This window comes from Bacteroides intestinalis DSM 17393, from assembly GCF_000172175.1.
Lineage (GTDB): Bacteria > Bacteroidota > Bacteroidia > Bacteroidales > Bacteroidaceae > Bacteroides > Bacteroides intestinalis.
Genome location: NZ_ABJL02000008.1, coordinates 2,907,129 through 2,932,587, shown reverse-complemented (window position 1 = coordinate 2,932,587; position 25,459 = coordinate 2,907,129). Strand labels below are relative to the sequence as shown.

The following is a 25,459-nucleotide window of genomic DNA, read 5'->3' as shown; positions in this document are numbered from 1 at the left end:
TGTCTATTCGTTTTTGTTTTCGGCCATACGTGTAATGACGAGATTATAGAAGTCCTGGAACGTTTTGATTCCGACAAAATCTTGTCCGGTTACGTTAAAACCGAAGTTCTTTTCAATCAACACTACCATATCTACCAAGTCCAGACTGTCTAACTCAAGGGTTTGCATGAGCGGAGCATCAGGCTGGATAAGATCGATATCTACTTCAAATTCCTCGGATAAGGTTTCTCTTATCTTTTCAATGATTTCTTCGTGGGTCATACTTATATTACTTTACTTTTTTAATAATTAATGTAGAATTGGTTCCTCCGAATCCGAATGAGTTCGACAGGAATGTATCAAATTCCATATTTACTCGTTGGGCGGGGATATTAAGTTGGGCAGAGGCTTCATCCGGTTCTTCGAAATTCAGGTTGGGAGCAATGAAGTTATTCTGCATCATTAAAGTAGAATAGATAACTTCGCTGGCACCCGCCATCCACATTTCGTGACCGGTCATAGACTTGGTGGAAGCCACATACGGGTGGTGTCCTTCAAATACTTCTGCTATGGCTTTTGCTTCATTCAAATCACCTATCGGAGTAGAAGTGGCGTGCGCATTGATGTATTTAATTTCATCCAATGCGATTCCGGCATTCCGGATGGCCATTTCCAATGAACGCTTTGGGCCGTCTATATTAGGAACAGATATATGATCTCCATTGGATGAAAAACCGTAGCCGATAATTTCTGCCAATATGGGTGCTCCTCGCTTAACAGCTGATTCATAACTTTCCAGTACTAGACTGGCGCCACCTCCGCTGGGCACAAGTCCGTCTCTGCTTTTATCAAAGGGTCTGGATGCTTGCTGAGGCTTATCTTCCCGGGTAGAGAATGCACTTAATCCGTCGAAACTACCTACTGAGAATGGATTTACTTCTTGCGCACCGCCACAAAGAATACACTCTTGCAATCCTGACTTGATTAGCAGATAACCCATGCCAATGGCGTGTGAACCGCTTGCACAAGCACCGGAGATTGTGAAGTTTACTCCTCTGAGCTTGAAGATGACCGACAGGTTCATAGATACAGTCGAATTCATCGACTGGAAAATAGAACCGGAACCTACCAGAACGGTATTCTTCTTTTCCCGGATAATATCTACAGCGTTAATAATCGGTGCAGTACTACTGTCATTTCCATACAGTATTCCTACTTCATTTGTTTCCAAGAATGCTTCATCAATACTTGCATTTTTGAAAGCTTCTACACTTGCCAGATAGGCATATTCTCCCTGTTCAGGCAGGCAGAGACGTTTCCGTCTGTCCAACATTTTTTTTAGATCAGGGCGTTCCAGCAGACCAGTCAGTGCAGAAATATACCCCATTTCTTTCCGGTGGGGATCGATGCCGATTCCCGATTTACCGTTATATAATGAGTCTGTTACTTCGCTCAGATTCTTGCCGATGCACGAGTAAATTCCCATTCCTGTAATGACAACTCTTCTCATGTATGCAGTCCTCCATTGATTGAAATAATCTCACCTGTGATATAAGAGGCGTTGGGGGAAACTAAGAAACTTACAAGATCAGCCACTTCTTCCGGTTCACCGAAGCGCCCGGTAGGGATGTGCTTTTTCCATTCGTTCTCATTGATGTCTTCGGTCATTTCCGTACGGATGAATCCGGGGGCCACAGCATTGACAGTTACATGCTTCTTTGCCACTTCCTGGGCTAATGCCTTGGTAGCGGCAATGACACCCCCTTTAGCTGCAGAATAATTTGTTTGTCCGGGCATACCTTTGATGCCTGATAGCGAAACTATATTGACAATGCGGCCGAAACGTTTGACTAACATGTTTTTAAGCAATGCCTGGGTGACATAAAAGAACCCATTCAAGCTGGTATTCAGTACTCCGTTCCATTCAGGTTCGGTCATCCAGAGCATTAAATTGTCTTTGCGAATTCCTGCATTGTTAATCAGTACTTCAATATATTCGTCCGGATGTTGGGCACTCCAGGTGTTTAACGCTTCGGATACTGCTGCCGGGCTGCTTACATCGAACTTTAGTAGTTCTCCATCTCCTCCTTGCTCTCGAACGAGTTGCAGGGTATTGGCTGCTTCCTTATCATTGCTTTGATAATTAATCAGCACGGTATATCCTTTTTCTGCCAGTTTGATGCTGACAGCACGTCCTATGCCCCGGCTTCCGCCTGTTATTAATGCGTATTTCATTTATAAATTGAATTTCTTATTTTTCAAGTATTCATTCATAGCCTCTATTTCCTTATATTTAGGAGTATCTTGGGAAAATACAGGAAAGAATGCCCGGATTTCATTGTACACATTGCGTGATTCCGTACTCAATTGATCTTGTATCTTTAAATAATCCACCGCCTGTACAATCCCCATAAACAGAATACTCATGACTTGATAAGAATTCTCAATAACTGTTTTGGCTATTAATGCAGAGTTCGTTCCCATACTCACAATGTCTTGATTGTCATTGTTGTTAGGGATACTATGCACATACATTGGGTTGGATAGTGTCTGACACTCTGCAGTAGTGGAAGTTGCTGTGAATTGCGAAGCTTGCAATCCATAGTTCAGTCCCAGTATTCCCAGATTGACAAATGGGGGAAGTATTCCGTTGATACGATCATGGAACAGATAGTTCAACTGGCGTTCACTTAGCATTGTCAGTTTGGTAATGGCAATTTTTAATTTATCCATTTCGAAAGAGATGTAATCACCATGAAAGTTTCCACCATGATATACATTTTGGGTTTCCGGATCAACAATCGGGTTGTCACAGGCTGAGTTGATTTCGTTGATTAATACCTCTTCCGTATTTATCAATGTGTCATAAATTGGTCCCAGTATCTGCGGAGTACATCTTAGCGAATAATAAGGCTGTACTTTATGTTCGAAGATCTTTTCCTCGTGTTTCTGTCCATACAGTTCGTTTTCTCTCTTGCGTGTGCATTGGCTGCCCGACATCCAGGCTCTCATAGCCTCAGCTATTTTCCGCTGTCCTTTATGAAGCTTAGCATCGTTTAGCGGCTGAGAAACAAAATCATCATAGGATGCAGCAATCTCATTCATCATTACTGAGGCGCATACGGACCAGTTTAGTAATTGACGCGCATAAATCAGATTAACAATGCCGATACCCGTCATGACGGAAGTACCGTTTGTTACTGAAAGTCCCTCACGAATGTGGATAGAGAAAGGTTTGAGATGATTCTTCTCAAGCACCTGGGCGGTAGGTTGTAGTTGTCCTTGATAGAACACTTCTCCTTCGCCGATCAAAGTCAATGCTATATGGGCCAATTGGACTAAATCGCCACTGGCACCTACACTGCCATGCTCCGGTATATATGGAAAAATATCCAGATTAATGAATTTAACAAGTAGTTCTACCAATTCTGTATGTATACCTGATTTTCCTTGTAAAAAGGTGAATAGCCGGGCAATCATTGCTGCTTTTACATAAAGAGGAGGTAATGGTTTACCTGCTCCGGTAGAGTGGCTTCTGATGATATTATATTGTAGTTCTGTTAATGATTTATCCTCAATTCTATATTGAGCCATAGGCCCGAATCCTGTATTTATTCCGTAAATAATTTTATCACTTGAAAAATCCTTCAAAAAACGGAAACCCTTATCTACCTCTTGAATGCATTCATCAGAAATAATCACCTTCTCACCATTAAACAGTAGTTCCTGGAGCGTTCCCAAATTTATATATTTGCCGACTATCATAGTATACTTCATTGATATATACTGCAAAAGTAGCTATTTTATATTAATAATGAACGCCTATATAAGATAAAACTTTTTTCAGCAAGATGGTTTTGTTAAACTGAATCTATTGTAAATAATGTTATTCAGTAACTGCTTCCAATAATTTTATCTCATTATTGGTATCATTCGTGTTACAGGTTCCATTGAATTTAGCTTGTGATTCTATCTCCAATTTACTGGTATAAATATTACCTTGCATCACGCAATTAGCTTTCAGGGTGAGTTCTTCCTTTATATAAGCATCACCGATGATAGTTCCATGTAGACAGGCATGTGTACAAGAAAGATTTCCGTGTATTCTTCCTTCGGGACCAATAACAATTTTACCCGTACATTGAATATTTCCTTCTACGATTCCGTCGATGCGCATATCTCCATCGATGGAACAATCACCTTTTATTAAACTTTGACAGGAAAGTGTAGTTAATTTATTACTTACCTTGTCGTCAATTCCTTTTTTCGAATTAAACATATGAAATGTACTTTTATAGTTTTATGCTTCTACTCTGGTTACTTGTTTGATGTTCTGTATTTGTTTCAAGTTAGTACTGATAGTCTTCACATCATCCACGTCATGTACATATAGCTGGATGTTTCCTTCAAAGATACCGTCCGTTGTTTCGATGGATAGTTTACGGATGTTTACGTTCAACTGGCGGGAGATGACTTGTGTTACTTCGTTCAGTAATCCCATGGCATCTATGCCTTTGATATAGATATTCACCAGGAAAGATAGCTCTTTGTGTGTATCCCATTGCGTGGCAAGGATACGGTTGCCGTAGCTGCTCTTCAGTCTTGCAGCGACAGGGCACTGGCGTTTATGGATAATAATCCGGTCGTTTTCGTCGATATATCCCAATACATCATCACCCGGAATAGGGTGACAACATTCTGCCATGATGTAATTTTTTTGGATATTCTCTTCCGTCAGTTTCAGAATTTGCTTAGTATTGATCTTCTCCTTTTCCTGCGGTATCTTTTCTTCAACAGGTTCTTTGCTGTCCTTATTGCTACCGAATGAAAATGTGAGGAACTTCTTCCAGTTGGTTCCTTGTTTTTCTTTTAAAGCATTTTTATCCAGATCACCTAAGACGATTTTTCCATTGCCGATAGCTATGAGCAGCTCATCCCTGTTCTTCATGTTATGAGCTTTCACAAGTTTGTCAACCAGCATGTCATCCAATCGGAGTTCTTCTTTTTTGAAGAATTCGTTTAGAAGGGTTTCACCTTCTTTCTGGTTTGTTCTTTGTTCTTTGCGCAGGATGGCAGCTATCTTTGCGCGGGCACGGGCTGTAGTGGCAAATACTTCCCATTCCGGCTGTACCCGTTGTGATTTGGATGTCAGAACTTCCACCTGGTCACCACTTTGCAATTTATGGCTGAGTGGTACAAGTTTATGGTTTACTTTTGCGCCGATACAATGGCTACCTATATCTGTATGCAGGGAAAATGCAAAATCCAGTGCGGTAGAGTTCTGTGGCATGGTCTTGATTTCACCTTTAGGGGTGAATACAAAAATTTCCGATGCAAACAGGTTCAATTTGATAGTGTCGAGGAAATCAATGGCATCCGGCTGCGGATCATCAAGAATTTCCTTGATGGTACGTAGCCATTTATCCAGCTCGCCCTCATCCTCGCTACCACCACCTTCTTTGTATTTCCAATGTGCGGCAAAACCCTGTTCGGCTACGTCATTCATGCGCTCGCTACGGATTTGTACTTCGATCCACTGTCCATTGTTGCCCATGAGGGTAACGTGTAGAGCTTGATAGCCGTTTGCTTTGGGGTGGCTCACCCAGTCGCGCAAGCGATCGGGGTGGGGCTTGTATATTTTAGAAATAGAGACGTAGATATCGAAACAGTCATTTAACTCTTCGTCCGCGTTACGTGGTTCAAAAATAATACGTACGGCAAGCAAGTCATAGATTTCTTCGAATGGTACATGCTTGGTCTGCATTTTGTTCCATATGGAATAAATGGATTTGACGCGTGCCAGGATGCGATACTTCAGTCCCATTTTGTCCATCTGTGCGCGTATCGGAGCAGTGAACTCTTTGAATACTTTATCGCGTTCGGTAGCCGTAGCTGCCAGCTTGTTTTCTATTTCTTGATATTCCTCAGGGTGTTCGTACCTGAAACTCAGGTTTTCCAGTTCGGTCTTTATCTTATAAAGTCCTAAGCGGTTGGCGAGGGGAGCATATATATATAAAGTTTCACCTGCAATTTTGAATTGCTTGTTGGGAAGCATGGAACCCAGCGTACGCATATTATGCAGACGGTCCGCTATCTTGATAAGGATCACACGTATATCATCGGACATCGTCAATAGCAACTTTTTGAAGTTCTCTGCCTGTGCCGAAGCCCGGTCACCGAAGATACCACCGGATATTTTGGTCAGTCCATCTACAATCTGGGCGATTTTCGGACCGAATATATTCTCTATATCCTCTACAGTATAGTCTGTATCTTCTACCACATCGTGTAGTAATGCTGCACAAATGGATGTAGACCCCAGACCTATTTCGGTGCAAACAATCTGTGCCACAGCCAGGGGATGCATAATGTAGGGCTCGCCTGAGCGGCGTTTGATACCTTTATGTGCCTGGTTGGCAAAGTTGAATGCCTTTGTTATAATTTCAATACGCTTACGGTGCTTGGTTGCCAAATAGTCGTTTAACAGTTGCTGGAAAGCCTGTTCAATCATTTCCTCTTCGACTTTTTCTTTATCTTTCTGGCTCACATTCTCTTCCATATCCCTGTCTCCTTTCTTCTATTGCTGCAAAAATAAGCAAATTTCAACACCGTGCAAGCGTTTGTGCTCTTATTTATATATCTTCAATTGCTTTCCGGCGGAAATCTTGGTGTTATGCAGCCCATTCCAACTTTGAAGTTGTTTTACGGTGACTCCATAGCGGCGTGCAATAGTACCCAATGTTTCGCCATTTCGTATTTTATGATAAGTCAGATTTCCACTGCCGGTTGTAGCGCGTCTTGCTGTAGAACGGGGTTCGGAGATGGCTACGGTTCTGCGGTTTTTGAATAATTCATTCGCACGGTGGGCGTAGATAGTATCCTGGCTGTCGATAAATGTACTGATGTAATTCATAGGCAGACGAAGAGTTTGCGTCTTGCTGTCACCGGGAATTATATTCTTCTTATACTGAGGATTAAGGCTTTTGATTTCTTCCATGCTAACGCCACAAATATCGGCAAGCTGTTCGAAATGTAAGTTTTTTGTTACTTGTATAGTATCTGTAGCATCGGGGATATTAGTTTCCATGGGACAGATGTTGTGCTTGCAATAGTAAGTCATCACATAATTGGCGGCAATGAACGCAGGCACATACCCGCGGGTCTCTTTGGGCAGGAAATTATAGATTTCCCAATAATCAGTTTTACCTCCGGCACGGCGGATTGCTTTGTTTATAGTGCCTGGTCCGCAATTGTAAGCAGCGATCACCAGATTCCAGTCTTGATAAATGGCGTACAGGTCTTTCAAGTAGCGGGCGGCTGCCCACGTGGCCTTGATAGGATCACAACGTTCGTCGATAAGACTGTTGCTTTCCAATCCGTACATCTTTCCGGTAGCCAGCATGAACTGCCACAAACCGGAAGCGCCTACACGGGATCTGGCAGAAGGGTTCAGCGCAGATTCAATGATAGGCAAGTATCTGAGTTCGAGCGGTAATCCATAGGCATCGAGTGCTTCTTCGAAGATGGGCATATAAAAGTTGCAGGCGCTCAACATGAATGATACGTTATTACGTAAACGTCCTGTGTACATGTCGATGAATTTACGTACAATCTCATTATAAGGCATTTCCATTACAGCAGGAATGCGGCTGAGGCGGTCGATATAAACAGAGTCACTAAAGAGTGGGTTCTCTGTGGAGGTACTGCAATCTTTACCTAAATCAATGTAATTTTTGGCTTTCCAGTCATTGAGCAGACTGTCCAGCGGATAAGTCATACTTTGGGGGAGTTCAATGCTTTCCTGACGTTCTGTTCCGTTGTCACGGATCACTACTTCTACACTTTCCTGAGCTTGCGCCTGGAAGGCGAAAAGTGATAGACAAAACAGAAACGGAGTAGCGATAAACTTCTTCATATTTACAGATTTATTCTTCATGTGTGATTATTCTTTGGTATAGCTTAATTCATTAAAAACGGAAACTACATTGCACTCCGACAGATTTGTTGGAGCTGCCTATACTGTATTGGCTGTTGATTACGGCAGGTTCTACCCGCATACTTAGGTCGGGGGTTATATCGAAATTAGACAGTTCCGCATCTACATAGGCATCAATAACTGATATCAGGTAAACGCCGATGAAAGCAAAAATACTCAGGTCACGATAGCGCCTGTACGTATCCTTTCGTTTTCGGAGGGTTTCTGTTATCTGTGTTTTGGGGGTTCTGTCCAAATATCCGGGTGGCAAAAGATCATGAATACTGTTGGCTTCCCAGTTGCCAAGAGCGGCATCTTTATAGGCTTGCATGTAGTCTTTATACATCTTGTTGTTCCAGGTTAGCGCATAAGCACATCCAGCAAATCCACCATATATAATAGGTAACTTCCAGTATTTACGGTTATAGATTTGTCCGCCACCGGGGATAACCAGGGCGAGCCATGTTGCCTTGGTCGGGTTGGGGATAAATACTTTCTTGTTAAGTGCCCCGTTTATACTGTCTGTTGGTGTAGGAGACACTTGTGGGGTAGTACTGGAAGTCATTTCCAGCAGACGCTTTTTGTTTTCGGCAGCAATGCTGTCGGCTATGGCAAGGCTGTCAGCAGCCGAAACCCGTTGCAGGGCAGATTCTGTTTGTACATTCAGGCTGTCCGGAGCTACTTGCGGCAGTCTTTTCAGTGAGTCTGCATGCTCCAATTGTTGCCGTTTGGCAGCGGCACGCGGACGGTTCTGCCCATACATAGCAATCCCTGCCGTCTGCACGAAGCAAAGCAGCAGGGCGATACACCATTGATATGTTCTTGTTCCTTTCGTCATTTATTTTTTAAGAGTATCGAGTATGCCGATAATACGTTCCAATTCTTCTTCGTTATTGAACGGGATACTGATTTTACCTTTTCCTTTTTCCGAACAGGTCAGCTGCACTTTGGTGCTGAAGAAGCCCGAAAGCTGTTGTTTCAGCATGTTGAATTCTTCCGGCAGTTTGGCACGTTTGGGAGCGATTTTGCGTCCACCGCTTTTCACGGCTTCGCCTTCACTCAGGGATTTTACTATTTCTTCCACCTTACGTACGGAATATCCGTGCTCGATGATTTCTTCGAATATCTTCACTTGCAACTTCGGATCACCCAATGTTACAAGCGCACGGGCATGTCCCATGTCTATCTGCTTGTTCTGCAACGCCATCTGAATGGGGGCGGGCAATTTCAATAAACGCAGGTAGTTGGCAATTGTTGTACGTTTTTTACCGACACGTTCGCTAAGGCGTTCTTGTGTGAGTCCGTATTGTTCCAACAGATGTTGGTAGGCAAGGGCTATTTCCACAGAGTTCAAGTCTTCACGTTGTATATTCTCGATAAGCGCCATTTCCATGACGTTCTCGTCATCGGCAGTACGGATATAGGCGGGAATACTTTTCAGTCCGGCGAGTTGTGAAGCACGGAAACGGCGTTCGCCTGCGATGATCTGATATTCATCGTCTGACAGCTTGCGTAGGGTGATGGGCTGAATGATACCTATCTCAGAGATTGAATCGGCAAGTTCCTGAAGGGCAGTCTCGTCAAATTCATGACGCGGCTGGTTCGGGTTGACGACAATCTTCGACAACTCTATTTCGTTGATGGAAGAAGAGCCTTCGGTCTGCACTTCGTCCATTGAGAGCAGGGCGTCCAGCCCGCGTCCTAATGCATTTCTTTTTTGTGCCATGGTTCTTCGTTTTTGGTTAATTGTTATGGCTTATCAGTTCTTTGGCAAGTGCCATGTGATTCTTGGCTCCGGTGGAGTCTGCGTCATACAGGATGGTGGGCAGACCGTAGCTTGGGGCTTCGCTCAATTTGACGTTGCGCTGTATGACGGTGTCGAACACCAATTCCTGGAAGTGGCGTTTCACTTCGTCATAAATCTGGTTGGCCTGACGCAGGCGCGAGTCGTACATCGTCAGCAGGAAACCTTCGATTTCGAGTGCCGGGTTCAGTTTCGACTTGATAATCTTGATGGTGTTCAACAGTTTGCTGATACCTTCCAGTGCAAAGTATTCCGCCTGTACGGGGATAATCACGGAGTCGGCTGCGGTGAGCGCGTTGATGGTAATCAGTCCCAGTGAAGGTGAACAGTCTATCAAGATATAATCAAACTCTTCCTTCAGTGGGGCAAGCACTTCTTTCAAAATCTTTTCCCTGTTTTTCAGGTTGAGCATCTCTATTTCGGCGCCTACCAAGTTTATGTGGGAGGATATCACTTTCAGTGTATCAATCTCCGTGTCGTGGATAGCTTCGCGGACATCGGCCCGGTCGATAATGCATTCGTAAATAGTGCATTCCGCCTGCTTGATGTCGACACCCAAACCGGAAGAGGCGTTTGCCTGCGGGTCTGCATCCACAACGAGCACTTTCTTTTCCAGGGTAGCGAGTGAAGCTGCGAGATTAATCGTAGTCGTAGTCTTTCCTACACCACCTTTTTGATTTGCCAAAGCAATTATTTTTCCCATAATCTTAGTGTTTATTGGCAGCGAAATAAGTGATAATTCCGTATTGCGCCTACTAAAAAAGAGAAAGATTGCAAAATCTGTTGATAAGTCGCCTATTTTGTTAATAACTCCAAGCCGTTTGATTTTCATTCCGGCTTCTTGCGGCACTTTTTCGTTCTCTTAATTTAGCTTGCAAATATACGTAATAATCTTGAATTGAAATATCTTTTTTGTCTCGCTTGCAGAAGATTAAGATTTGTTTTAAATGACTTCTTGCATTTTTAGGCGTGGTTTGTACGATAATCAGGTTGTTTTATGCTTTCATTTCTTTCATCAGCTTTCAGGCTGTTGTGTGTAAGGTGTTTACGCTGAAATGTCCGGTCGTGGGCTACTTTCAGTTCTTTCAGTCTGTTACCGTTCCGGTGTCCTTTGCTTCGTCTTCCGGCGTATTTGGGGTATGTACCCGTTCGCGTTCCAGCGTTTCGGGGCGCAGCATTTCGTGGGGGAAGTACTTGCTCAGCGGGTAACGGAAGAAATCCATGTTTTGGCGTAGCCTTCCCACCAACGAGCGGTCCGGTTTGAAGTAGATGCGTGAAACCTGCACCTTGCCCGGCATCACGTCGTCGGGATGTTCGAAGCCTTCGCTGGTTATGGCGAGGTTGAAGGAGCCGAGGCCTCTGATGGTGACGGACTCGCCTTCTCTGAGCGCTTCCTCTATGTATTTGGGCAGGTCCACCAGTACGCTTTGTACGTCGCCCTCACTCATGCCTTTACGGTGGGCCATGCGTTGTGCCAGCTTTTCGGTTGTCACTCCGCCGCGCGGTTGCAGAGTGCGCTGCACAGCGTAATACAGTTGTTTCATTCCTTCCTTGGAGCGGAAGAGTTTCTTTCTTACTAAATAAATCATTCCCATATCCTTGTTCCTGTTGATTGATGTTGTTGATGATAGCTATGCTTCTTAATGTCAGCTGCATAGGGACTTAACGCTTGAAACTCGTTTCCCTATGAACCATAACTCCCTTTGCTTTGCTGCTCAAGATGGCATCTTGTGTTGTTCAAGATAGTATCTCATACTGCACAAGATGCCATCTTGAGCGGCAAAGGTAATCATGCTTCAGTAGATATGCAAGCTTTTTGCAGGGGAAAGGTAAGGAGTTTGTGCGTGATGGGGAACGTGCCTCTTTATGCGGTGGGAAGTTTCTTCCGTTAGGGGGGAGGTACTGAAAGCAGGAGATGCATCGGATTTTTAGAAGGAATAAAACTTTTTGATGATAAATGTCGGGTGAAATTTTGTAATGTTATATGTATTATCTAACTTTGAAGCGATAAAAATACTTGTTTGATCAGTAAAACGGATTGCCTATGGAAGAAGACAAAACTATGATGTAAAAAGGAAATATCCTTTTTGGGAAGTAGCCCGACAGAATGCCGGACTACGTAATTTTTAATGATTTCTATTTATTAATAACAAACAAAGGAAAAGCGTTTCCGTTCTTTCTATACATATTAGAGCTTTAGCTCTTATTGCTTGGTCCTGAAAATCGCCAATTGGAAAGCCCAAGAGATATAAGATGTTGAAGTTCGCGCTCTATGGGCGTGAACTGTTTACACTTATTCTTTGGGCGCGATGTTTGGCGATACCTCAGGACCGGATAGGTTGAATGGTTCCGCCTTTTTTTGTATCATAATCCAATATAATATGATGCATTCTGATGTAAAAATATCGGGCACCAATTCCGGTATCTATAATATTCTGATAGCTGTTTCTGTTTTTTTAGTCTTTCTTTATGTCCCATTGGTTCAAACCGTAATAGATGGGAAAGTTGTTGAATCTTTCACTGTTGCGGAAAATATAGATAAAGGTTCCGGTGGCTTTTATTTATTCCTTATTTTTCTGATGGCTGCTGCCATATTGGTTATCGGAATCTTGAAGATAACGTTGTCTAAAATCTTTCAACATTTTGTTGTAAGTGTCGTGGACTTTTATTGTAGTCTTGGTCTCTGTGTTGGTTTTATTCTTATGACTGTTGTTCTTAGCTCCCAAGACACTGGGACGTCTTATTGGGGGCATGAAATAAAGCAGATGATAGGAATAGGACCGTATCTATTGATATTTTGTTCATTGACCTACTTTGTTGCAGCTTTAGGTCATCTTTGTTCATTCTATAAATGGTACCCGTTGCAAACTCTTTGTTGGGGGCTGCATCCGGTACTTAATATTCTTGTCACTTCGCTTCTGTCGCTTGTCGCTGCCAAGCTTATTCCTGATTCTGCCGGTGATACGGTGTTAAAGACTGTCGGTGTCATTATAAGTTGGGGAGTGCTATTTGCTGAAATTTGGCTGTTGGTTACTTATCGTAAAGAATGGAACCGCAAACTACGTGCAAGAGTGGATCATAATCCAGAAAATGCGGAAACGGATTCATCTGTATCGTTGGTGTCTATAGAGAAACAGCAATACTCTCCGCAGGATGTTTCTCCTTCTGCTGCAAATGCTTTTAATGATAAACCTCAGCCTGTAGCCCCACCGGTTCAGAAAACGGTGGAAGTCCCTGCTTCGCCTGGCTCACGCAAGAAATACTATATAATAGGGGGCGTGTCAGTGTTGGTGCTTCTGTCTGTTTTGTTCTTTTGTTTGAAGGGTGGAGAGACTGTGGAAGCGGTAAATGTGCCCGCCATTAAAGAAGCCCTTTATGAGGGAAAGGTTGGAAAATCAGAAGTGCAAATGTGTTTAAAGCAGGAAGGTGATTCTTTGTATGGCACCTATTTCTATAAACGGAACAAACAGGAAATTCAGTTGAGTGGGAAGATAGAGGATGGATTGCATTACGTTGTCAATGAGTTTGTCAACGGAAAGAATACCGGAACTTTTCAAATGGAGTTATGGGAGTATGATGGAAATTATTCTTTGACAGGTACATGGAGCAATGGAAAGAAGTCTTTTAAGGTCAATTTGGAAGACAAAATACACAGGATAATTCCTTCGACGGATCCGGAGCATCCGTTTGTAGGTGAATGGAACTCGAAAGATGGCGCAAAATTTGCAAACGCTGAATTAGGATTGTATAATAAGGATATAAAGGGATATGGATATGGTTTCTTCATGATTGAGATAGAGGAGGATTTCCGACAATATCGAGTGGATTCCATTTTGCAATTAAACGGAAATACGGCTGTATTGGCAATGGGGGAGGAGAAATTCACATTGACCTATAATCCTTCCGACCGAAGCTTGCAGGTAGAAACTGAAAAGTCAGGTTCTTTTCATCTGTTTTTAGACCAGCGAGACCTTGCTCAACGTCTGGCAGATTGGGAGGCGCTTATTGCTGCAATTCCGCCCGAAGCTCCGTCTGTACCCGAAAGTAAAAGCCAGAATACAGAGGAGGCTGAGTATGATTCTCAAACAGAGATTTCCGAAGTGCCGTATATAGCTCCTGTTGAAGAAACAAATGAGCGCGAGGAAGCGGAGAGAGCCAGGCTGCAAGCTGAATTGGCGGCTGAACTGCAAAAGGAAGCGGAGGCTGAAGATCCCAATAAGATATATGACAATGCAGAGGTGATGCCTGAGTATCCCGGCGGACAGGTGGCACTGATGCGCTATATCGCACAGAATGTGAAATATCCTAAGAGTGCGCAGGAAAACGGTACGCAGGGAAAAGTTGTTGTGCAGTTTGTGGTGGACACGGACGGAAGTATCATCAATGCATATGTGCTGACAAGCGTTGATCCTGATTTGGATACAGAAGCCCTTCGGGTTATTAAGTCAATGCCTCGATGGACACCGGGAAAGCAGAAGGGTAAAAACGTCAGAGTGAAATATGCGGTTTCTGTTAAATTTAGATTGCCATAAGAAGATGAAAAGATATTTGATAACAATATGTTTGGCAGTAGGCATGGTTTTGCCTGCCGCCGCCCAGTTTACTCCTATCAGGATAGGGGAGAATGCCAAAAAAGTAATATTAAACAAGTATGACACCAACTATGCCTTTCATGATGGTTTGCTTGCCGTGAAGAACGACGAGACCGGTTTGTGGGGATTTATAGACGAGCAGGGGAATAAAGTGATTGATTACCAATGGGATTATAAAAGTTTCGGTTATCCTCAATTTGGAGGTGGAGCTTGCCTGGTATGCAAGTCCGGTCGTGACATGTGGGGCCGCACTGAGACTTGGTACGTCATTAATAAGCAAGGGCGGGCTATAAAACTCAATGCGAGGATTATAGATTCTGCTCCTTTCAACAAAGATGGTTATGCCTTGATTGTAAAGACGGTGAATGACAGATACTCCAAGTGTACTTACATTGACAGGCAAGGCCGTGAGGTATTCCCGGCGCTTGTCCAGACGATGTTGACCGTGGGCGCGCAAAGCCCGGAAGAGGTGCGTCCTTTCTCTAATGGCTTGGCGGCCTTCTATGATATGGAGAAAAGGCGTTATGGATTTTTCGATAAGGCTGGCAAAATCATTTGTCCGGCCATCTACCTGAAAGTACAGGACTTCAGCGAAGGCCTGGCTGCTGTGAAAGTGACCGAGAATGGCGGGTGGTGGGGATTTATTGACGTATCGGGCAAGATGGTGATTCCTGCTAAATTCAGTAAAGAGCCCTATCCGTTCCGTGAAGGAAAAGCCTCTGTTGCAAAGAGAGAGGGCGGAGTGGTGATGATTGACAAGACCGGAACGGTGATAAGCCCGGAATTTGAGGATATTCGCAACTTCTATTTGGGATATGCCTATGCACAGTTCAAAGACAGACGATATATGGATATTGTCGACGAGAACTTTAATGTAGTCAGGGCACAGTTGGAAAATAAAATGTTGGATCCGACCAGGCGGAATGGTGAACCTATTGAGTTCATCAATGGCTATTCCACTTGGGCAGGTAGCCCGGGAGCCTCTTTGCCTTTCCTGCTGAGTCCTATAGGGAAAATGCTTCGCTTTAGCTCTGATTGGGGAGAAAGCATAGATGTGAAGCATCGCACGGAGAAAGTCATCCATGTGAAACTGAAGAAATACGATGGGTTCATTGATTATGACGGGAACATTGTGTTTTATTTTGCAGAAGACGAGTTTTAGGCATCCATAGTGTGCAGCTGTTTGTGTTGCGTATAGAAAACAAGCAAAGAAGTAATGCTGGCTATACCTACATATTGGTAAAACTACAAACGGTAACACATATTAAGTGTCGTAGTTTGCGTGTTCGGTTTGCGATGCATATCTTCGCGGCATATTCAGAAAATATCTGTAAGAGAAGTGAATAGTAGTAGGAAGAAGAGAGCCGTTGTGGCATGGGTGCTGATTTTGTCGCTCATGCCATTCTTCGTGGTGAAAGCTTTTCATCACCATGAGGAAGGTCATTCCACTTCCTGCTCCCATGCCGATCATCCGCGCCATTCGCCGGACGATTGTGCCATTTGTCACTTCTCTCTTTCTCTTTTCACGGAAGCACAGTCGGTTGACTTCCATTGTATCTTAATGCCCATCCTTTTTGAGCAAGTAGTTTATCAGGATAAGATTGTCTATGCACTGTCTTATTCACATTATTTGCGCGGTCCTCCCACTGCTTGATTACATAGTTCTTTATTTATGCGGAGGCAGGTTTTGAGAGCTTGTCCCCCTCATTGTTTTATTCTAAAAAGATTGTAATCAATGCGTATAGGAATTATTCCGGGCGTGTTAGGGGTGTTATGTACAACTCTTTCCGCCCATGCGCAAGAATCCGATTCAGTCCGTAATGTAGCTTTGCCTGAAGTAGTGGTGGCGGAAACCTACCAACAACTTCAGAATAAGAAGATTGCACTTACCCTTGAAGTGGCTGACCGGGATTTCTTGCGGAAACATTTTACAGGTAACTTTATGCAGGCGATGGAGAATATTCCGGGCGTGCAAGCTATGGATATCGGCTCGGGTTTTTCTAAACCGATGATCCGGGGAATGGGCTTTAACCGGGTTGCCGTATTGGAGAATGGTATCAAACAAGAAGGTCAGCAGTGGGGAGCAGATCATGGTCTGGAACTCGATGCTTTCAATGTAGATGCCGTGAGTGTGATGAAAGGACCTGCTTCGTTGCTTTATGGCAGCGATGCCATGGGCGGAGTGATTGACATTTCTCCCGTACAGGTTCCGGCAGAGAATATGTTGTTTGGTGATGTAACGCTTCTAGGAAAGTCTGTCAACGAGACTTTCGGCGCTTCGCTGATGTTGGGCATCAAAAAGAATGCCTGGTATACGAAGTTGCGTTATTCCGAACAGCGATTCGGGGATTATCGTATCCCGGTGGATACGATAATCTACCTGACTCAGAAGATGCCGGTCTATGGTCGTCGACTGAAGAATACGGCAGGTTGGGAGCGTAATATCAATTTCTTTACCCAATACCAAAAGAAAGGGTATAAGTCGGTTTATGCCGTGTCCAATGTATTTCAGAAGACAGGTTTCTTTCCCGGTGCACATGGAATTCCCGATGTGTCGCGTCTGGAAGATGACGGTGATAGCCGGAACATAGAGCTTCCCTATAGTAAAGTGAACCATCTGAAAGTGACTACTCATCAGCAATATGTTTGGGAGAAGTTTATCCTGTCGGGTGATATGGGTTATCAGAATAATCATCGTGAAGAATGGAGTGCATTCCATACCCATTACGGCAGTCAGCCTTTGCCACAAACAAATCCGGATAAGGAACTGGGTTTTAATCTGAATACTTTCAGCTTTTCTGCGATAGGGCGGCTTATCGGTTCTTCTTTCTGGGAACATCGGATGGGATGGGATTCTCAGTTTCAGAGAAACACAATTTCAGGCTATTCTTTTCTGCTGCCGGAATATGAGCGTTTCACTACCGGGGTATCCTGGCTTACAACGTATCGTCCGGACAATGTACTTGCTGTTAGTGGAGGTATACGGTATGATTATGGGCGTATATATGTTTTTGCCCACGATGATCCATATCTGGCAACTTATCTGCAAGAGCAGGGCTATAGTGATGAACAGGTGGAATCCTACCGTTGGAACAGCCGTCGTGTAAACAGAAGCTTCGGAGACTATTCTCTGTCGCTGGGAGTGGTATGGACACCTTCTGTACTGCATCAGCTGAAGGTAAACGTTGGGCGGAGTTTCCGTCTGCCGGGTGCGAATGAACTGGCTTCGAATGGGGTACATCATGGTACATTCCGCCACGAACAAGGGGATGCCACACTTTCTTCCGAGCAAGGCTGGCAAATGGATGCTTCTTATCAGTTGAAGTACGGACGATTGTCTCTGTATGTTTCTCCGTTCGTCAACTGGTTCAGCAATTATATCTTTCTGCGCCCTACGGGGGAATGGTCCGTATTACCCCATACAGGACAAATTTATCGATATACACAGACGGAGGCATTGTTTGCAGGAACGGAGGCAGGTGCAGAGGTTCGTATTTCTTCTGCTTTCAGTTATCGCATATCCGGTGAGTATGTCTATACCTATAATTGTGATGAACATATTCCTTTGAGCTTTTCTCCGCCTGCCACTTTGCATAATACGCTGACTTGGCAGAAGAAACGTTATATGCTGTATGCCGAATGGCAAAACATAGCCCGTCAAAATAGGGTGGACCGTAACGAAGATCGTACTCCGGGTACGAACCTTTTCCATATAGGTGGCTCTCTTGATTTACCTGTTGCCGGAAATAAGGTGGAGATTACTCTGACCGTTCGGAACATATTCAATACGCGTTATTACAATCATCTCAGTTTTTACCGCAAAGTGGAGATCCCTGAACCGGGACGAAACTTTCAATTATTAATTAAAGTACCTTTTAAAAAACGATTCAAATGAAAACAAGATTTTATTTCCCGATGATTTTTTCCCTTTTAGTGATGGTTATGTCGTTGTTTACGGCTTGTAGTGATAGTGATAATCCGCTTAGTGATACCACAAAGCCGGTAATTGATCTTAATTCACCCACCGAAGGTCAGGTGCTGGCAATAGGTAGTGAGCACGGTGTGCATTTTGAGATGGAGCTATCGGATGATGTTATGCTAAAATCGTATAAGATAGAGATTCATAATAATTTCGATCATCATTCGCACGATACCCGGGCTACGGGGACTACTGTGGATTTCACTTTTAACAGGTCGTATGATGTGTCGGAACAAAGAACGGCGCATATTCATCACCATGATATCGTGATACCCGCTAATGCTACTCCGGGAGATTATCACCTGATGGTTTATTGTACGGATGCTGCCGGGAATGAAGCTCATGTTGCACGCAACATAGTGTTAAGTACAACGGGAGGGGATGACAGACATCATTAAGAAGAGAATGATTAGGGGCTAATTACTTCATAACTCACAGGACCTTTTTGCTAAGCCTTCAGTGCTGCATAGTAACATGATGAATGAAGGAAGCATCCAAGAGGAATTAATAGATTAAGTGTATGGATTTAATATATTAAGTCTTCGAAGCTTGATATCCGGTTCTCTTTTGCTATTTTTGCACTGAAAATTAGGATAAATATGGAAAATCAGAGACCTTTGATATTAATATCCAATGACGATGGAGTCATTGCGAAAGGTATTAGTGAGTTGATAAAGTTTCTCCGTCCGTTGGGAGAAATCGTAGTAATGGCGCCGGATGCACCGCGTTCGGGCAATGCGAGCGCGCTGACAGTGACCGAACCTATTCATTATCAGTTGGTACGTAAAGATGTAGGACTTACGATTTACAAATGTTCCGGTTCTCCGGTAGACTGTGTGAAGCTTGCCTTCCATACAGTGCTCGACCGCAAACCGGATTTGGTAGTCGGCGGTATCAATCATGGAGATAATTCTGCTGTGAATGTACACTATTCCGGTACGATGGGAGTGGTAATTGAAGGTTGCCTCAAAGGAGTTCCCTCTATTGGTTACTCTCTTTGCTGTCATGATCCGAACCCTGATTTTGAACCTTCGGGACCTTATATCCGCGAGATTGCCCGTCAGGTTCTGGAAAAAGGACTGCCACCGTTGACTTGTCTCAATGTGAACTTCCCGAATGTAAAAGAGCTGAAAGGTGTTAAAGTGTGTGAGCAATCCAAAGGACAATGGACGAATGAATGGGAAAACTTTGCACATCGTGGCGATACTCATTATTATTGGCTGACCGGTGAATTCCAGAATACGGACCCTGATAATGAGAAGAACGACCATTGGGCACTCGATAACGGCTATGTAGCCATCACTCCAACTACGGTGGATGTTACGGCTTACAATCTTATTGATGAGTTACAATCTTGGTTTTAATTCAATTGACAATTGACAATTGATATGAAGTATTATTTGATTGTCGGTGAAGCTTCTGGTGACCTGCACGCGTCTCATCTGATGGCTGCTTTGAAGGTAGAAGACCCGCAGGCGGAATTCCGCTTCTTCGGGGGAGACTTGATGGCGGCGGTTGGCGGAACGATGGTGAAGCATTATAAGGAGTTGGCGTATATGGGATTTATCCCGGTGTTGCTGCACTTGCGTACCATCTTTGCCAATATGAGGCGCTGCAAGGAAGATATCGTTGCCTGGCAGCCCGATGTGGTGATATTGGTGGATTACCCCGGTTTCAACCTGAGTATAGCCAAGTTTTTGCGTGCGAAGACACATATCCCTGTCTATTACTATATCTCTCCGAAGATATGGGCCTGGAAAGAATACCGCATCAAGAATATCAAGCGGGATGTGGATGAATTGTTTTCTATTCTGCCGTTCGAGGTGGAATTCTTTGAAGACAAACATCACTACCCGATACATTATGTAGGTAATCCTACGGTAGATGAAGTGACCCTCTTCCGTGCAGAGCACCCTGAAACCTTTGATGACTTTGTTCGTGAAAACAACTTGAATTCTAAGCCGATCATTGCTTTGCTGGCAGGTAGCCGGAAGCAGGAAATAAAGGATAATCTGCCCGATATGCTTCGGGCAGCTTCTGCTTTTCCGGAATACCAGTTGGTTTTGGCTGGTGCACCCGGTATTTCTCCCGATTATTATCACGAATATATAGGTGATGCGAAGGTGAATATCCTTTTCAGTCAGACCTACCGCCTGCTACAACAAGCTGAGGCGGCGTTAGTGACTTCGGGGACTGCTACATTGGAGGCTGCTTTATTCCGGGTGCCGCAAGCTGTTTGTTATCATACGCCGATAGGGAAAGTCGTCTCTTTCCTGCGCCGCCATATACTGACGGTGAAGTACATTTCGCTGGTAAATCTGATTGCGAACCGTGAAGTAGTGAAGGAACTGGTAGCTGATACAATGACAGTTGAACAAGCACGTGCCGAACTGGAACGTATTCTATATGATAAAGATTATCGGCAGCGAATGCTTGATGGATATGAATACATGGCGGCACGCTTGGGTGATGCAGGTGCTCCGAAGCGGGCGGCACAAGAGATGGTACGCTTGCTACGAAAGTGATTCTTCTTACATAATGAAACCTCTTTGGCTTCAAAAGACCATAAAATTGTTAAAAGTGATAAAGCCGGTGCAGTAATAGCCCGGCTTTCGTATTTTATAGTCAGAACATGCGATATTTATGAACTAAACAATTATTACGGTAACAAACAAGAGGACTTTAATTATGAAGAAATTACATTGGTTATTTATGATGATGTGCCTGGCGGTGCTACCTGCCTTGCAATCGTGCGATGATCTCGACGGCGGATACTCAATCGGGGACTTTTCTTATCCGAACTGGGCTACTATACGTGTAAAGGGGAATGCTTTCTATATGGAGAGTGATACTTGGGGAACACTTTGGCCTATCAATACGGATATGGGCTGGTATCAGCCGGTAGACGGACAACGTGTGGTTACGGTGTTCAATCCTATTTATGATAATTATGAAGGATATGACCATGCTGTGAAGATCTTGCGTCTTGAGCATGCCCTGACGAAAGTAGTGGAACCGTTGACTGCTGAGAATGAGGAAGAATATGGTAATGATCCGGTACTGATTTATAAGGGAGACCTGACGGTCAGTGGTGGTTATATGAACATTGTCTTTATGCAGAACTTGCCGAAGGATCCTGATACGAAACATCGTATCAGTCTGGTGCAACCTGCTGAAGCTACAGCAGATGCTGTGAGTGAAGATGACGGATATCTCCATCTTGAACTTCGTTATAATAACTACGGTGATGTAAGTGGACGCCGTGCCGCCGGATTAGTTTCTTTCAATCTAAAAGAAGTATTGACTCCTGAGATGAAGGGTATCAAGCTGAAACTTAATTCGGAAGTGAATAAAGAAGTAGAAATAGTATTTGAAAAACAATCAAGTAATGCTGAAGAAGCTTCGAACTTAGATTTCTCAAAGATGCAATTGAAGTAGAGTAAAGTGTTTTGTGTGAAGCCGGGTGAATGTGAATTCCTCCGGCTTTTTTATTTTATAACAAGGTCAATACATAGAGGTAGACCACTGCCGCGGGGATTGCCAGCAAAGCGCTGTCGAAGCGGTCGAGCATTCCTCCGTGTCCGGGCAGGATATGTCCCGAGTCTTTAATACCTAACTGGCGTTTCATCAGTGATTCTGTTAGATCTCCCCATGTGCCGAATATAACAACGATCAATGCCAGTCCTGCCCATTGCCAAATAGGCATGAATGGGAAGTAATGTGCAAATACAAATGAAGAGGCTATAGAGAATACACCGCCACTGATGCTTCCTTCCCAGGATTTCTTAGGGGAAATGCGTTCGAACAGACGATGCTTGCCAATCAGGGAACCTACACAGTAAGCACCTGTATCGCTCAACCATATAAATACGAAGATGGAAAGCGGCAGGATAGGGTTATAGGTCACACTGCTTTCTGTAGGGCTATACTGGAAAGCTAATACATTGAGCAATGCAAACGGGAGTGCCACGTATAGCTGGCTCAGCGTAGAAAAAGCCCAATTGCCGATAGGATTCTTCTTTTTCAGATAAAGTTCTGTAATCATCAGATAGAGCAGTAAAGCCAGATAAGGCAGAAATACCTGCGCTCCGATGGTTGACTGGCAGAAACCCATTACGGCCAGGAAGAGATAAGCGCCTCCAAGGGCGGTGATCGTCTTATTGATTTGTACTTCACCGCTTTGGTTTATCAAGTGCCCAAATTCGTGTACGCTCAGTGCACCGATAATGGTGAACAGGATACCGAATGAAAGGGGGCTGTATAGGATACAGCCCACCAATACTACTACGAATAACACACCTGTGATGGCGCGTTGTAAGAAATTGCTTTTCACGGTAATTCCGTTTTTTAGTTCTTTATTCTTTTGCGGGTCCGGGTCGCTCTACAGAAACTTTGGTTCCTTCTGCGGAAACCTTGGTATTACCGGTTTCATTTCCGCTTTCAACATTGTTTTCCTCTTCCGCTTTTACTTCTTTTTCGCTCTTCGCGGCTTCTTTTGCAGCTGCTTCTTCCGCTTTCTTCAGGTCTTCTGAAATCTTATTGGCACTGATCTCCTCCGAACGGGAAGCCCAGGGACGTTTTCCAAAGATTTCTTCCACATCTTCTGCAAAGATCACTTCTCTGTCTATCAGTAACTGTGACAGTCTCTGGTGTCCGTCCTTATGATCGGAGAGTATCTTCTTCGCACGCTCGTATTGTTCGTTCACCATGTTCTTAACTTCCTCGTCAATCAGTTCGGCAGTCTTTTCACTGTACGGGCGATTGAAAGAATATTCTTCGTTATTGTAATAACAGAGGTTAGGCAGTTTCTCGCTCATACCGAGGTAGGCAATCATGCCGAAAGCCTGCTTCGTCACACGTTCCAAGTCGTTCATGGCACCGGTTGAGATACGTCCCAGGAATAAATCCTCGGCAGCACGACCACCCAGTGTGGCACACATTTCGTCAAGCATTTGCTCTTTGGTAGTGATCTGGCGCTCTTCGGGCAGATACCAGGCGGCACCCAGTGCACGGCCACGCGGAACGATGGTCACCTTGATCAGTGGGTTGGCATATTCCAATAACCAGGAGATGGAAGCATGTCCCGCCTCATGGATAGCAATGGAACGGCGTTCTGCCTCAGTAGTAATTTTCGTTTTCTTTTCCAAACCACCTACGATACGGTCTACGGCATCGAGGAAATCTTGCTTACCTACGAATTTCTTGCCATGACGGGCAGCGATAAGTGCTGCTTCGTTGCAGACATTGGCGATATCAGCACCGGAGAAGCCCGGAGTCTGGCGTGCCAACAAGTCTACGTCTACCGTATTATCTATTTTGATAGGACGCAAGTGTACACCGAATACTTCTTTACGTTCGTTGAGGTCGGGGAGGTCTACATGTATCTGACGGTCAAAACGTCCAGCACGCAGCAAAGCCTTGTCCAGTACGTCTACACGGTTGGTAGCAGCCAGGATGATTACACCACTGTTGGAACCGAAACCGTCCATTTCAGTTAATAACTGGTTCAAAGTGTTTTCGCGTTCGTCGTTACCACCCATTGCGGCAGCTTTGGCACGGGCACGTCCTACGGCATCAATTTCATCGATAAACACGATACAGGGCGCTTTTTCCTTTGCCTGGCGGAACAAGTCGCGCACACGGGACGCACCTACACCGACAAACATTTCTACGAAGTCGGAACCGGCCAGTGAGAAGAACGGTACATTGGCTTCACCTGCCACAGCTTTGGCAAGCAGGGTTTTACCTGTTCCCGGAGGGCCTACAAGCAGAGCGCCTTTGGGAATCTTACCACCCAGGTCTGTGTATTTCTGCGGTTCTTTCAGGAATTCTACAATTTCTTCCACCTCCTGTTTGGCTTCGGCAAGTCCTGCTACATCCTTGAAAGTGATTTTTATAGGAGTTCCTTTTTCAAACAGTTGGGCGCGTGACTTACCGACATTGAATATGCCGCCACCGCCGCCACTGCCACCACCACTCAGGCGGCGTGACATGAAAATCCAGAAACCAATAAGGAAAGCGATAGGCAGAATCTGCCACAGCACTACACCGAAGTAGTTCCGCTTCTTTTCGTAATTGATGGAACCGTCGAAATGCTGTTCGTCTCTTTCCTTTTGCAGAAAGTCTCCCAGACTCTCGCGAGAGGGGGCTTCGGTAGTAATCATAGGATTCCTACCTACCCGGCTGGAGTCTGCCTGGAATACATTCTTCACATATTGAGGCTTAATATACGCTTCTACCGAGTTATCATCGTAACCGATGATTTTGCTCATGTAACCATTGCGTACATATTGCTGGAATTCGTCATAAGATATGTTTTTCGTACCTGTACTATTCTCGTTGGTCAGGTACAAGCCCAGAAGCATCATGGCTATGATCATATACAGCCAGTTCAGGTTGAACTTGGGCATATTGACCTTATTGGGCTTTTTGTTAGCGTTATTATTATTGTCCATAGGGCTTATTAATCAATATCAGGTATTCGGGTTAATTTGGCGTCGGCCCAGAGATGTTCCAGGTTGTAGAAGTCTCTCGTTTCAGGCAGGAAAACGTGAACCAGTATGTCAGAGTAGTCCATTGCTACCCATTCGGCATTGCGCAACCCGTCTATCGCAAATGGCTTACTGTTGGCACCTTTGCGTGTAAATTCTCTTACGGATTCTACAATGGCGGTCACCTGGCTTGGGGAGTTTCCCTGGCAAATGACGAGATAATTGCAGATAGTATCGCCAATTTTAGAAAGATCTGCTATAACTATATTTTTTCCTTTTTTATCTTGTATACCTTCGGTTATTTGTTGAATGAGTTTCTTTGTTTCGTTCATTACTTATTATTAAAATTAAACAGTTGGCAAATATACGCTGAATTCTTGTATGAAACACCTAAAAGAGGAAAAGTCTTTTAATTTTTGATTTTTTTTAGGTATATATTTCTTTGGCATACGGCATCTTAGCAGAATTTAGAGAAAAAAAATACGCGAAATTGTTTTGGATTATCAAATTCTTTGTATCTTTGCAACCGCAAAACGGGAACGACCTGTTATTGGGCTATGGTGTAATGGTAACACTACAGATTCTGGTCCTGTCATTCCTGGTTCGAATCCAGGTAGCCCAACGAAGGAAAAGCTGTGA

Annotated in this window: 21 protein-coding genes, 1 tRNA gene and 1 pseudogene; 9 read left to right on the top strand and 14 right to left on the bottom strand. The window is 44.1% G+C overall.

Features of this window, described 5'->3' with window-relative positions; genetic code table 11:
* Window positions 1–3 precede the first annotated feature (3 nt).
* The 11 genes from BACINT_RS21140 to BACINT_RS21090 form a co-directional block, all read right to left on the bottom strand.
* Window positions 4–261, bottom strand: a complete 258-nt coding sequence (locus BACINT_RS21140; RefSeq protein ID WP_007212332.1) for an acyl carrier protein — start codon at window positions 259–261, stop codon at window positions 4–6.
* 7 nt (window positions 262–268) lie between these two features.
* Window positions 269–1,489, bottom strand: coding sequence for a beta-ketoacyl-[acyl-carrier-protein] synthase family protein (locus tag BACINT_RS21135; RefSeq protein WP_007667106.1), 1,221 nt, complete (start codon window positions 1,487–1,489; stop codon window positions 269–271).
* Window positions 1,486–2,214: a 3-oxoacyl-ACP reductase FabG gene (fabG, locus tag BACINT_RS21130; RefSeq protein WP_007667105.1), complete on the bottom strand. Its 729-nt coding sequence runs from the start codon at window positions 2,212–2,214 to the stop codon at window positions 1,486–1,488. Before fabG ends, BACINT_RS21135 begins: the two co-directional genes overlap by 4 nt.
* Window positions 2,215–3,744, bottom strand: coding sequence for an HAL/PAL/TAL family ammonia-lyase (locus tag BACINT_RS21125; protein WP_171032207.1), 1,530 nt, complete (start codon window positions 3,742–3,744; stop codon window positions 2,215–2,217).
* Between the two features lie 121 nt (window positions 3,745–3,865).
* Entirely contained in the window at window positions 3,866–4,258 is a 393-nt protein-coding gene (locus BACINT_RS21120) for a bactofilin family protein (RefSeq protein ID WP_007667103.1), read from the bottom strand.
* 21 nt (window positions 4,259–4,279) lie between these two features.
* On the bottom strand, window positions 4,280–6,538 hold the full coding sequence (locus BACINT_RS21115; protein ID WP_007667097.1) for a RelA/SpoT family protein: 2,259 nt from the start codon (window positions 6,536–6,538) through the stop codon (window positions 4,280–4,282).
* A gap of 69 nt (window positions 6,539–6,607) precedes the next feature.
* On the bottom strand, window positions 6,608–7,915 hold the full coding sequence (locus BACINT_RS21110; protein ID WP_007667096.1) for a lytic transglycosylase domain-containing protein: 1,308 nt from the start codon (window positions 7,913–7,915) through the stop codon (window positions 6,608–6,610).
* 31 nt (window positions 7,916–7,946) lie between these two features.
* A complete protein-coding gene (locus tag BACINT_RS21105) occupies window positions 7,947–8,792 on the bottom strand; it encodes a DUF5683 domain-containing protein (RefSeq protein WP_007667095.1) in 846 nt (281 codons plus the stop codon).
* Window positions 8,793–9,680 carry a ParB/RepB/Spo0J family partition protein gene (locus BACINT_RS21100; RefSeq protein ID WP_007667094.1) on the bottom strand — a complete coding sequence of 296 codons (888 nt, stop codon included), beginning with the start codon at window positions 9,678–9,680 and terminating at the stop codon, window positions 8,793–8,795.
* 16 nt (window positions 9,681–9,696) lie between these two features.
* Window positions 9,697–10,461 (bottom strand): ParA family protein, encoded by a 765-nt coding sequence (locus BACINT_RS21095; protein WP_021968027.1) that lies wholly within the window; start codon window positions 10,459–10,461, stop codon window positions 9,697–9,699.
* Between the two features lie 382 nt (window positions 10,462–10,843).
* Window positions 10,844–11,353 (bottom strand): HU family DNA-binding protein, encoded by a 510-nt coding sequence (locus tag BACINT_RS21090; RefSeq protein ID WP_007667090.1) that lies wholly within the window; start codon window positions 11,351–11,353, stop codon window positions 10,844–10,846.
* Between the two features lie 2,640 nt (window positions 11,354–13,993).
* On the opposite strand from BACINT_RS21090, the pseudogene BACINT_RS24795 reads away from it, so the two are divergent.
* The 8 genes and pseudogenes from BACINT_RS24795 to BACINT_RS21050 form a co-directional block, all read left to right on the top strand.
* A pseudogene (locus tag BACINT_RS24795) lies at window positions 13,994–14,290 on the top strand (energy transducer TonB); the annotation flags it as partial.
* A gap of 4 nt (window positions 14,291–14,294) precedes the next feature.
* Window positions 14,295–15,512: a WG repeat-containing protein gene (locus tag BACINT_RS21080; protein ID WP_197079996.1), complete on the top strand. Its 1,218-nt coding sequence runs from the start codon at window positions 14,295–14,297 to the stop codon at window positions 15,510–15,512.
* A 177-nt stretch (window positions 15,513–15,689) separates the two neighbouring features.
* Window positions 15,690–16,004, top strand: coding sequence for a hypothetical protein (locus BACINT_RS21075; protein ID WP_115501931.1), 315 nt, complete (start codon window positions 15,690–15,692; stop codon window positions 16,002–16,004).
* A gap of 81 nt (window positions 16,005–16,085) precedes the next feature.
* The gene (locus BACINT_RS21070; protein ID WP_007667082.1) at window positions 16,086–18,245 is read left to right on the top strand and encodes a TonB-dependent receptor; all 2,160 of its coding nucleotides are present in this window, start codon (window positions 16,086–16,088) and stop codon (window positions 18,243–18,245) included.
* A complete protein-coding gene (locus tag BACINT_RS21065; protein ID WP_007667081.1) occupies window positions 18,242–18,727 on the top strand; it encodes a DUF4625 domain-containing protein in 486 nt (161 codons plus the stop codon). The genes BACINT_RS21070 and BACINT_RS21065 overlap by 4 nt, the downstream gene beginning before the upstream one ends.
* A gap of 201 nt (window positions 18,728–18,928) precedes the next feature.
* The gene (gene surE, locus BACINT_RS21060) at window positions 18,929–19,693 is read left to right on the top strand and encodes a 5'/3'-nucleotidase SurE (protein WP_007667080.1); all 765 of its coding nucleotides are present in this window, start codon (window positions 18,929–18,931) and stop codon (window positions 19,691–19,693) included.
* Between the two features lie 24 nt (window positions 19,694–19,717).
* The gene (gene lpxB / locus BACINT_RS21055; RefSeq protein WP_007667079.1) at window positions 19,718–20,854 is read left to right on the top strand and encodes a lipid-A-disaccharide synthase; all 1,137 of its coding nucleotides are present in this window, start codon (window positions 19,718–19,720) and stop codon (window positions 20,852–20,854) included.
* Window positions 20,855–21,017: 163 nt separating this feature from the next.
* Window positions 21,018–21,767, top strand: coding sequence for a NigD1/NigD2 family lipoprotein (locus BACINT_RS21050; protein ID WP_007667077.1), 750 nt, complete (start codon window positions 21,018–21,020; stop codon window positions 21,765–21,767).
* 55 nt (window positions 21,768–21,822) lie between these two features.
* On the opposite strand, the gene BACINT_RS21045 is transcribed toward BACINT_RS21050, so the two are convergent.
* Genes BACINT_RS21045 through rsfS form a run of 3 tightly spaced genes read right to left on the bottom strand, consistent with a single transcriptional unit; the run spans window position 21,823 to window position 25,152 of the window.
* Window positions 21,823–22,662 (bottom strand): phosphatidate cytidylyltransferase, encoded by an 840-nt coding sequence (locus BACINT_RS21045; protein WP_007667076.1) that lies wholly within the window; start codon window positions 22,660–22,662, stop codon window positions 21,823–21,825.
* 22 nt (window positions 22,663–22,684) lie between these two features.
* Complete coding sequence (gene ftsH, locus BACINT_RS21040; protein WP_007667074.1) at window positions 22,685–24,784, bottom strand: ATP-dependent zinc metalloprotease FtsH; 2,100 nt, start codon at window positions 24,782–24,784, stop codon at window positions 22,685–22,687.
* An 8-nt stretch (window positions 24,785–24,792) separates the two neighbouring features.
* Complete coding sequence (gene rsfS / locus BACINT_RS21035; RefSeq protein ID WP_007667073.1) at window positions 24,793–25,152, bottom strand: ribosome silencing factor; 360 nt, start codon at window positions 25,150–25,152, stop codon at window positions 24,793–24,795.
* Between the two features lie 219 nt (window positions 25,153–25,371).
* On the opposite strand from rsfS, the gene BACINT_RS21030 reads away from it, so the two are divergent.
* Window positions 25,372–25,442, top strand: a tRNA-Gln gene (locus tag BACINT_RS21030).
* The last annotated feature ends 17 nt before the right edge of the window (window positions 25,443–25,459 follow it).

Coding starts and splice junctions, on each gene's coding strand:
- ftsH (WP_007667074.1), bottom strand. CDS start 24,784: ATGGACAATAATAATAACGCTAACAAAAAGCCCAATAAGGTCAATATG.
- BACINT_RS21135 (WP_007667106.1), bottom strand. CDS start 1,489: ATGAGAAGAGTTGTCATTACAGGAATGGGAATTTACTCGTGCATCGGC.
- BACINT_RS21065 (WP_007667081.1), top strand. CDS start 18,242: ATGAAAACAAGATTTTATTTCCCGATGATTTTTTCCCTTTTAGTGATG.
- BACINT_RS21050 (WP_007667077.1), top strand. CDS start 21,018: ATGAAGAAATTACATTGGTTATTTATGATGATGTGCCTGGCGGTGCTA.
- BACINT_RS21125 (WP_171032207.1), bottom strand. CDS start 3,744: ATGATAGTCGGCAAATATATAAATTTGGGAACGCTCCAGGAACTACTG.
- BACINT_RS21105 (WP_007667095.1), bottom strand. CDS start 8,792: ATGACGAAAGGAACAAGAACATATCAATGGTGTATCGCCCTGCTGCTT.
- BACINT_RS21120 (WP_007667103.1), bottom strand. CDS start 4,258: ATGTTTAATTCGAAAAAAGGAATTGACGACAAGGTAAGTAATAAATTA.
- BACINT_RS21095 (WP_021968027.1), bottom strand. CDS start 10,461: ATGGGAAAAATAATTGCTTTGGCAAATCAAAAAGGTGGTGTAGGAAAG.
- fabG (WP_007667105.1), bottom strand. CDS start 2,214: ATGAAATACGCATTAATAACAGGCGGAAGCCGGGGCATAGGACGTGCT.
- BACINT_RS21110 (WP_007667096.1), bottom strand. CDS start 7,915: ATGAAGAATAAATCTGTAAATATGAAGAAGTTTATCGCTACTCCGTTT.
- BACINT_RS21115 (WP_007667097.1), bottom strand. CDS start 6,538: ATGGAAGAGAATGTGAGCCAGAAAGATAAAGAAAAAGTCGAAGAGGAA.
- BACINT_RS21100 (WP_007667094.1), bottom strand. CDS start 9,680: ATGGCACAAAAAAGAAATGCATTAGGACGCGGGCTGGACGCCCTGCTC.
- lpxB (WP_007667079.1), top strand. CDS start 19,718: ATGAAGTATTATTTGATTGTCGGTGAAGCTTCTGGTGACCTGCACGCG.
- surE (WP_007667080.1), top strand. CDS start 18,929: ATGGAAAATCAGAGACCTTTGATATTAATATCCAATGACGATGGAGTC.
- BACINT_RS21070 (WP_007667082.1), top strand. CDS start 16,086: ATGCGTATAGGAATTATTCCGGGCGTGTTAGGGGTGTTATGTACAACT.
- BACINT_RS21090 (WP_007667090.1), bottom strand. CDS start 11,353: ATGGGAATGATTTATTTAGTAAGAAAGAAACTCTTCCGCTCCAAGGAA.
- BACINT_RS21140 (WP_007212332.1), bottom strand. CDS start 261: ATGACCCACGAAGAAATCATTGAAAAGATAAGAGAAACCTTATCCGAG.
- BACINT_RS21080 (WP_197079996.1), top strand. CDS start 14,295: ATGAAAAGATATTTGATAACAATATGTTTGGCAGTAGGCATGGTTTTG.
- rsfS (WP_007667073.1), bottom strand. CDS start 25,152: ATGAACGAAACAAAGAAACTCATTCAACAAATAACCGAAGGTATACAA.